An 8292-nucleotide genomic window follows, 5' to 3' on the forward strand; every position below is an offset into this window, starting at 1 on the left:
CCGACCCCACCGTCCTCCAGACCACCGTCTGGCTCCTCTACCTCATCCCCGTCATGGCACTGTTCTTCCTGCTCCCCAAGGGCGGCCCGAAGAAGAAGACCCCCGCCCCCGCTCCCGCCGCCCCGGGAACCACCTCCGTCTGAGCGGACCGCGCCCCGTGGCGCGAACCACGCGAACCACGCGAACCACGCGAACCACGCGGATCACGCGGATCACGCGAGGTCACGACAGATCATGCCGAACCGACCCGATCCCGCGCCGGGTATGTCCGTGAAGATCATCAGCCGCGCGCCGACGGATATCCTCTGACCCGGTCCGGCCGAGGAGCGCCGAACACGTACAGCTACAGGGGGCACAGGCATGACGCAGCCGCGCAACGGGGGCGGCCTCTCGGGCCAATCCCTCGACGAGGGCGGGGCGCGCACCGCGCGGTGGGCGTTCATCCGTACCGAGAGCGGCAGCGCGACGGTCCTCCTGGTCGCCACGCTGGCCGCGCTGGCCTGGGCGAACATCGGCGCCGACTCCTACGAGTCGTTGTGGCACACGCACCTGTCCATCCGGCTCGGCGACTCCGGTGTCGCGCTCGACCTGCGCGAGTGGGTGAACAGCGGACTGATGACGCTGTTCTTCTTCGTGGTCGGGCTCGAGGCCCGGCGCGAGTTCGACCTGGGCGAGTTGCGCGAGCGGCGCCGGTTGACCCTGCCGTTGCTGGCCGGGCTCAGCGGCATGGCCGTACCCGTGCTGATCTATCTGGCGATCAACGCGGGCGACTCCTCCGTGCACGGCTGGGGCGCGGCGATGTCCACCGACACCGCCTTCGCGTTGGGCATGCTCGCCCTGCTCGGCAGCCGGTTCCCGCGCCGGCTGCACACGTTCATCCTGACCGTGGCCGTGGTCGACGACTTCGTCGCCCTCGTGGTGATCGCCGTCGCCTACAGCGACCACATCGACGTAACCCCGCTGCTGATCGCGCTGGCCCTGCTCGGGCTGGTCCTGCTGGTGCGCGGCGCGCGGATCCGGCGTGGTGCCCCGTACGGGGTGCTGGGCGTGATCACCTGGGTCGCGGTGCTGAAGTCCGGCGTGGATCCGGTCGTGGTCGGCCTGGTGTTCGGCCTGCTGACCATCGCCCACCCGGCGTCGCGGGCCGAGCTGGAACGGGCCACCGGCCTGTTCCGCTCCTTCCGCGAGCAGCCCACCCCTGAACTGGAACGCACCGCCCGACGCGGCATGGCGGCGGCGCTGTCACCCAACGAGCGGCTGCAGCGGATGTACCACCCGTGGACGAGCTATGTGATCGTGCCGCTGTTCGCGCTGGCCAACGCCGGGATCACGCTGAACGGCGCGCTGCTCTCCCGGGCCTTCGCCTCGCCGATCACGCTCGGCATCCTGTTCGCCTATGTGCTCGGCAAGCCGATCGGGATCATCGGCGCCAGTGCGCTGACCACCAGGCTCAGCGGGGGCCGGCTGCGTCCGCCGGTCGGCTGGGGCGCGGTGGTCGGCGGCGGCGCGATCGCCGGTGTGGGCTTCACCGTGTCGCTGCTGATCGCGACGCTCGCCTTCGAGGGTGAGCAGTTGGACGAGGCCAAGGTCGGCGTGCTCAGCGCCGTGGTGTGCTCGTTCGTGGTCACCTGGCTGGTGTCGGTGGTGATCTCGGCGCTGCCGCGTCCGGCCCGGTCGCGGGCGCTGCTCGGCACCGGGCAGAGCCTGGTCGACCTGGCGGTGCCGGTGGATCCGGACCGCGACCACATCCGGGGCCCGATCGACGCGCCGGTGACGCTGGTCGAGTACGGCGACTTCGAATGCCCGTTCTGCGGTCGGGCCGAGCCGGTGGTGCGCGAGCTGCTGGCCGGCTTCGGCGACGTGCGCTACGTCTGGCGCCACCTGCCGCTGCCCGACGTACACCCCCGGGCCCGACTGGCCGCGATCGCCGCCGAGGCCGCCGCGGATCAGGGCGCGTTCTGGGAGATGATGGACCACCTCCTCGAACACCAGGACGCGCTCAAGCCGAGCGACCTGATCGAACACGCGCGCACCCTGGGCCTGGACGTCGACGAGTTCCGCCTCGCGCTGCGCACCCGCCAGGGCGCCGATCGGGTCGCCGAGGACGAGGAGTCGGCGGACCTGAGCGGGGTGACCGGTACACCGACCTTCTTCGTCAACGGCCGCCGCCACCACGGCCCCTACGACATCGCCGGCCTCACGGCGGCCGTACACGCGGCCAAGGAACGCGCGCTGATGGACCGCTGAGCGCACGCCGCGCTCACCCGGCCGATTCCGGGAAGTCGTCGCGGGCCCGGACCACGTCCCGGGTCAGCCGTTCGAAGGCGCGGGCGGCGGCGCTGCGGTAGGCGCTCTCCCGGCGGAGCAGCACGACCGTACGTACGGGCAGCGGCGGATCGACGGCCACCGGGCGCAGATGCGGATGGTCGCGGGCGATCGCGTCCGGCAGCACGGTGGCCAGCGGGGTGCGTCGGACGATCTCGGTCAGTGCCTGGATCGAGTTCGCCTGGACCGCGATCCCGGGCCGTACGCCGTGCCGGGCGAAGTACTCGTCGATGTGCCCTCGGGTGGCGAAGTCGTCGCTGAGCAGCGCCAGATGCTCCGCGTCCAGGTCGCGCACCGGCAGCGGCGGGGCATCCGGGGCGGGAGTCGGCCGGGTCGCGCCGACCACCAGGCTGAGCCGTTCGGTGCCGAGCGCGGTGCCGACGAGCCCCGGCAGGTGCGCGCCGCGAAACGCGATGCCCAGGTCGAACTCGTCCGCGGCCAGGCCGGATTCGATCCGGTCCTGGGTGGTTTCCACGACGTCGAGGGCGATCCCGGGGTGACGGGCGTACAGCTCCTCGGTCAGCGGCCCGACCAGGTACGTGGTGAACGTCGGCGTCACCGCGAGCCGCAGGCCGCCGCGGGTCAGGTCGGCCACGTCGTGCACGGCGCGTTCGGCGGCGGCCAGGTCCTGAAGGGCCCGGCGGGCGTAGTGCAGGTAGCTCTCGCCGACGTCGGTGGGCCGCACCGTGCGCCCGCTCCGGTCGAGCAGGCGCACTCCGAGGATGCGTTCGAGCTGCTTGATCTGCTGGGACAGGGTCGGTTGCGAAACACGCAATTCCTCCGCCGCACGGGTGAAGTTGCCGTGCTCGGCGACGGCGAGCAGATAGCGGAGGTGCCGTAGTTCCGGGGCCATGGGACGACTATAGGTGAGGACTATGGCGTCGATGGGTACTGCGTCTTGGACGCTATAGGCACAGGTCATGCATGGTGGATCCAGTCAGGCAGGAGCGTCTTCGCCTTCGTAAGGGAGTAGTGCCATGCATCACCTCACCGCCGGTGTCACCCGGTTCCAGCGCGATGTGTTCCCGGCCAAGGCGCCGCTGTTCGACCGCCTGGCGCACGCGCATCGGCCCGCGACGCTCTTCATCGGCTGCTCCGACGCCCGCGTGGTGCCGGAGCTGATCACCCAGAGCGAGCCGGGCGAGCTGTTCGTGATCCGTACGGCCGGCAATCTGGTGCCGGCCCACACACCGGGCGCGGGCGGCGGTGACGGGGTGGCGGCGAGCATCGAGTACGCGGTCGCCGTCCTGGCGGTCACGGACGTGATCGTCTGCGGGCACTCGGCCTGCGGGGCGATGACCGCGCTCGCCGAGGGCCACGACCTGGCCGGTACGCCGCAGGTGGCCGACTGGTTGCGGCACGCCAACCCGGACCGGGCCCGCCCGGCCGCGGACGCCTCCGATCGGGTGGGCGCGCTGGTCCGGAGCAACGTCGCCGACCAACTCGCCAACCTGGCCACACATCCGAGCGTGGCCCGCGCCCTGGCCCGGCACGCACTGACCCTGCACGGTTGGGTCTACGACATCGGCTCCGGCACGGTCACCGCGCTGGACGCCGCCACGGGCCGGCCGATCGCCCTGCCGGCCTGACCCTTCCCTCCCCCACACCCCTTCGTAAGGAAACCCCCATGCCGCACGCCCTGTTCGACCCCACCGCCCGGCAGCAGCTCGCCGTCACCGCCGTCGAGGCCAAGATCCGCAAGGACCTGACCTGGGAGCGGATCGCCGAACCCACCGGCCTGTCCGTCGCGTTCGTCACCGCCGCCGTCCTCGGTCAACACCCGCTGCCCGCCGACGCCGCACACACGGTCGCCGAACTCCTGGACCTGGGCCCGGACGCCGCAGCAATGCTCCAGGCCATCCCCACCCGGGGCCCGGACACCCCGGGCCTGCCGACCGACCCGACCATCTACCGCTTCCACGAGATGCTGATGGTCTACGGCACCACCCTCAAGGCGCTGATCCACGAGCAGTTCGGCGACGGCATCATCAGCGCGATCAACTTCCGCCTCGACGTGCGGAAGGTCGCCGACCCGGAGGGCGGCGAGCGCGCGGTGATCACGTTGGACGGCAAGTATCTGCCGACCAAGCCGTTCTGAGATTCCGGCTTTCCCATCTCTTTCCGCACACCTTCGCCCGAACGACCAAAAATTCCCGACGACCCGGAAATCCCAAGGAATCCCATGGACTTCGCCCAACACACCATCGACCTCGCCCTCCGCAACGTCGAGGAGGGCGGCCGGCCCTTCGCGACGGTGATCGTCCGCGACGGCGAGATCGTCGCCGAGAGCGCGAACAAGGTGGCTCAGACCGCCGATCCGACCGCGCACGCCGAGATCCTGGCGATCCGCGAGGCGTGCCGAAAGCTGGGGACGGAGCATCTGATCGGCGCCACCGTCTACGTCCTCGCCCACCCGTGCCCGATGTGCCTGGGCTCGCTGTACTACTGCTCCCCCGACGAGGTCGTCTTCCTGACCACCCGCGACGACTACGCGCCGCACTACGTCGACGACCGCAGGTACTTCGAACTCGACACCTTCTACGCGGAGTTCGCCAAGCCGTGGGAGGAGCGCCGGCTTCCGATGCGATACGAGCCGCGCACCGCCGCCACCGACGTCTACCGCGAGTGGCAGCGCCGCAACGGCGGCGAACGCCGGGTCACGGGCGCCCCGACCGCCTGATCCGACCGCCGGGGCCGCTCGCCGCCGTTGCGGAGTCGATATCGCCGACTTCCGTACCCGCCTTGACGATTACGTTTCGGCGTTTCTAGGGTGCGGCGAGTAGTCACCCTCCGGAAAGGTTGGTTCGTGATGGCCGCTCGGTCCGTCGTTCCCGCTCGACGGTGCGTCTCATGACGGTGGGGCCCGACACGCTCACGGCGCTGCTCAAGCGCAAGGACGTGCTCCCGGCGGGATGGGAGTCGGTGTTCGGCATGGTGGCGCGCGAGGACTTCGTGCCCGCCCGGATCTGGCCGGACGACACCGACGCGCTCCTCGATCGCGACCGGGATCCGGAGGCGTGGCGCCGAGCGGTCTATTCGGACCGGGCGTTGGTGACCCAGTGGGACGACGGCCGGCACTCCGGCACCGAGGCGGGCCGGTTGGCCACGTCGTCGGCGTCGACGCCGTCGACCCTCGCGGAGATGTTGTACGACCTCGACGCGGCCCCGGGGATGCGGGTGTTGGAGGTCGGCACCGGGACCGGGTACAGCGCCGGCCTGCTGGCCGCGCGCGGCTGCCGGGTCACCTCGATCGAGGTCGACCCGCACCTGGCCCGGCGGGCCCGGGAGAATCTGGCGGCGGCCGGGTTCGGCGATCTGGTCGAGGTGATCACCGGCGACGGCACGCTGGGCCATCGGGCGGGCGGGCCGTACGACCGGATCCAGGTCACCGCCGGGGTGCGACGGGTGCCGGCGGCGTGGATCGAACAGGCCGCGCCCGGTGCGGTGATCGTGCTGCCGTGGGGCACCGACTACGGCAGTGGCGATTGCGCGCTGCGCCTGGTGGTGGGCGCCGATCGGCGTGGTGCGAGCGGGCCGTTCACGCTCGCCACGGCGTTCATGAAGCTGCGGGCCCAGCGGCCGGATTGGCGGCGCTACGGCGGCGCGGCGCTGCCCGACGACTGGGCCGCCTACACCCGGGCGACGACCACGACGTTGGGCTACGACGACGTCGTGGGCGGGCCGTTCGACCCGGTGGGCTTCGTGCTCGGCCTGTGTGTACCCGATTGCCTGGCCCGGCCGGTGCTGCACGGGATATTCGGCGCGACGCTGTGGCTGTACGGCGCCGACACCGGCCGGGGTCACTCGATCGCGGCGGCCGACTTCGGCACGGACGCGCCGACCATCCGGCAGTCGGGCCCGCGTCGGTTGTGGCACGAGGTCGAGGCGAGTTGGCACTGGTGGAACGCCCGGGGCCGGCCGACCATCCACGACTTCGGCCTGACCGTCACGGTCGCCGGCGACGGCGTCGTGGACCAACAACCGTGGTACGGCGCCACCACGTTTCCGCTCGTGCCGCCGGCGCACGACTGGCCCGCGCGGGGCCGCGGTTGACGCCCGGGGGTCAGGCCGGGGTCGGGGCCGCGGCGGCGGGGAAGCCGGCGTCGGCGAGCCAGAGCAGTGCGCTCTCCGCGATTTCCGGCCATCCGCTGTCGACGGTCAGCGAGTGGCCCCGGTCCTCGAAGCAGCGATAGTCCGTAGTGGCACGGGAGTTGCGGTAACGCTTGAGCGTGGCACGGGTCAGCACGTCGGGGACGGTGTGGTCCTGCTTCGCCGACAGCAGCAGGAGTGGTCCGCGCGACCGGTTCCCGGTGGCGACCTCGGCGGGGGAGTTGCGGGTGAGGTTGCCCAGGGCCAGTTGGAAGAGCGGGCGGGCGGAACTGGGGATCGTCCAGGCCGCGAACAGGTCCTCCGACTCCTTGCGGGAGACGGTGTTGGCGAAGCCGTACCGGAACTGGGCCTGATTCAGCGACACCGCGCGCTTGGCGTTGGCGGGGTTGCGCAGGATGGCGTATGTCGACTTCAGCTGGGCCGGTCCGATCGCCTTGACGCCCTTGATCTGGCCGGGGCAGATCGCCACGGCCGCGGCGGCCAGGCCCTCGCCGAGCAGCTGCTGGGCGATGAGGCCGCCGACGGAGTGGCCGATCAGCACCGGTGGGGTGTCGAGGCCGCGAATCACGTCCGCGTGCGCCGCGGCGATCTCGGCGAGGCCGACGCCGGCCTGGCTCTGCGGGTCCCGGCGGGTGGCCAGTACGGTGCCCGGCACTCCGGGCCACTCGGGCGCCAGCGGCTCGTAGCCGGCCTTCCGGAATCGTTCGATCCAATTCCGCCAGCTGGTCGAATGCAGCCACAAACCATGGATGAACACCACGGGAGTACGTTTCACGGCCCTACCTCGCCTCGCTCACCAAGCCCCCGCCGCACACCAGCCCGAACAAGATCCTTTCCCGCCACTGTGACACCGCCCCCGGCACGGCGCCGGCCGCGCCGCGGCGGGCGTGTGGTTGTGTCCGGGGGCGGGGGTGTCGACGGGGGCGGATTTCGGAATGGGCGTCATGTAAGGTTTCTACAGATGTGTAGAAGCTTGGTTTCGGCGGGCTCGGTGCGAGCGAGACCGCTTGGTCACCTGCGATTCAGGGGGTGGAACTGTGCTGAATGATCATCGAGAGCGACGCATGGGAGTCGAGTGGGTGACGGCTCCTCCGGAGGAGGAGATCCGCCGGGTCTACGAGCCGGTGGAGATCCGTAACCGGGACGGCAGTTGGGCCCTGGGTCGAATCAACGCGCGCTGGTACGGCGGGCGCGGCGAGGACTGGTGCCGCCTGCGCATCGTGGGCAGCGACCGCCCGGCCCGGTGGGTCCCGTTCGACCCGGACGTCTTCGTGGAACTGCAGATCGACGGAACCTGAGGAATCACCCACGTCTGCGCACCGCCCGTAGGGCGCGGCGTGGGGCCGTGGGGGTGCGCACCGCCCGTAGGGCGCGGGGCCGCCATGGGGTGCGCACCGCCCGTAGGGTGCGCGGGGTCATGGGGTACGGCGTCGCACCGCCCAGTAGGGCGCGCGTGGGGGCGTGGGGTGCGCACCGCCCGTAGGGCGCGCGGGGCCATGGGGTGCGGCGTCGGGCGCGCGTGGGGCTGTGGGGTGCTGCGGTGCTGCCCGTCCGTAGGCGCTGTGGGGGCGGGCGGCGCGCGTCTTCGGCTCGGGATGCACCCTTGCCGATGCGGCACCGGTCAAGATGGCGCGTTGGCGATCGCTGCCGGTCGAGGTGCGGTGCTGCCCGTCGGCAGGCGCCGTGGCCTCGGGCGCGGCGGCGAGCGGCGCGCGTGTTTCGGTTTGGGGTGCGCCGTCGCCGGCGCGGCACCGGTCAGATGCGGCGTTGGCGATCGCTGCCGGTCGAGGTGCGGTGCTGCCTGTCGGCAGGCGCTGTGGCCTCGGGCGTGGCGGCGGGCGGCGCGTCTTTCGGCTC

8 protein-coding genes and 1 pseudogene are annotated in these 8292 nt (G+C 71.6%); 7 read left to right on the top strand and 2 right to left on the bottom strand.

All coding sequences use genetic code 11. The annotated features are described in order from the left end of the window. Positions 1-143: pseudogene (locus ACFRCG_RS17745) on the top strand (iron transporter); the annotation flags it as partial. A gap of 217 nt (positions 144-360) precedes the next feature. Beyond that, a complete protein-coding gene (gene nhaA / locus ACFRCG_RS17750) occupies positions 361-2247 on the top strand; it encodes a Na+/H+ antiporter NhaA (protein ID WP_380032483.1) in 1887 nt (628 codons plus the stop codon). Positions 2248-2260: 13 nt separating this feature from the next. On the opposite strand, the gene cynR is transcribed toward nhaA, so the two are convergent. Next, positions 2261-3178, bottom strand: a complete 918-nt coding sequence (gene cynR / locus ACFRCG_RS17755) for a transcriptional regulator CynR (protein WP_380032484.1) — start codon at positions 3176-3178, stop codon at positions 2261-2263. 124 nt (positions 3179-3302) lie between these two features. Between cynR and ACFRCG_RS17760 the strand changes: the two genes are divergently transcribed. From ACFRCG_RS17760 to ACFRCG_RS17775, 4 genes are all read left to right on the top strand, one after another. After that, on the top strand, positions 3303-3914 hold the full coding sequence (locus ACFRCG_RS17760; protein ID WP_380006908.1) for a carbonic anhydrase: 612 nt from the start codon (positions 3303-3305) through the stop codon (positions 3912-3914). A 38-nt stretch (positions 3915-3952) separates the two neighbouring features. After that, complete coding sequence (cynS, locus tag ACFRCG_RS17765) at positions 3953-4423, top strand: cyanase (protein ID WP_380032486.1); 471 nt, start codon at positions 3953-3955, stop codon at positions 4421-4423. An 84-nt stretch (positions 4424-4507) separates the two neighbouring features. Next, complete coding sequence (locus tag ACFRCG_RS17770) at positions 4508-5005, top strand: nucleoside deaminase (protein ID WP_380032488.1); 498 nt, start codon at positions 4508-4510, stop codon at positions 5003-5005. Between the two features lie 170 nt (positions 5006-5175). Next, positions 5176-6378, top strand: coding sequence for a methyltransferase domain-containing protein (locus ACFRCG_RS17775; protein WP_380032490.1), 1203 nt, complete (start codon positions 5176-5178; stop codon positions 6376-6378). Positions 6379-6388: 10 nt separating this feature from the next. On the opposite strand, the gene ACFRCG_RS17780 is transcribed toward ACFRCG_RS17775, so the two are convergent. Then, positions 6389-7210 carry an alpha/beta hydrolase gene (locus tag ACFRCG_RS17780; protein ID WP_380032492.1) on the bottom strand — a complete coding sequence of 274 codons (822 nt, stop codon included), beginning with the start codon at positions 7208-7210 and terminating at the stop codon, positions 6389-6391. Between the two features lie 304 nt (positions 7211-7514). On the opposite strand from ACFRCG_RS17780, the gene ACFRCG_RS17785 reads away from it, so the two are divergent. Continuing rightward, on the top strand, positions 7515-7733 hold the full coding sequence (locus ACFRCG_RS17785; protein WP_380006923.1) for a hypothetical protein: 219 nt from the start codon (positions 7515-7517) through the stop codon (positions 7731-7733). The last annotated feature ends 559 nt before the right edge of the window (positions 7734-8292 follow it).

It is taken from the genome of Embleya sp. NPDC056575 (assembly GCF_042793325.1).
GTDB lineage: Bacteria > Actinomycetota > Actinomycetes > Streptomycetales > Streptomycetaceae > Embleya.

Bases quoted from the DNA above. Each gene is read 5' to 3' on its own strand.
- nhaA (WP_380032483.1), top strand. From the start codon at position 361: ATGACGCAGCCGCGCAACGGGGGCGGCCTCTCGGGCCAATCCCTCGAC.
- cynR (WP_380032484.1), bottom strand. From the start codon at position 3,178: ATGGCCCCGGAACTACGGCACCTCCGCTATCTGCTCGCCGTCGCCGAG.
- ACFRCG_RS17760 (WP_380006908.1), top strand. From the start codon at position 3,303: ATGCATCACCTCACCGCCGGTGTCACCCGGTTCCAGCGCGATGTGTTC.
- cynS (WP_380032486.1), top strand. From the start codon at position 3,953: ATGCCGCACGCCCTGTTCGACCCCACCGCCCGGCAGCAGCTCGCCGTC.
- ACFRCG_RS17770 (WP_380032488.1), top strand. From the start codon at position 4,508: ATGGACTTCGCCCAACACACCATCGACCTCGCCCTCCGCAACGTCGAG.
- ACFRCG_RS17775 (WP_380032490.1), top strand. From the start codon at position 5,176: ATGACGGTGGGGCCCGACACGCTCACGGCGCTGCTCAAGCGCAAGGAC.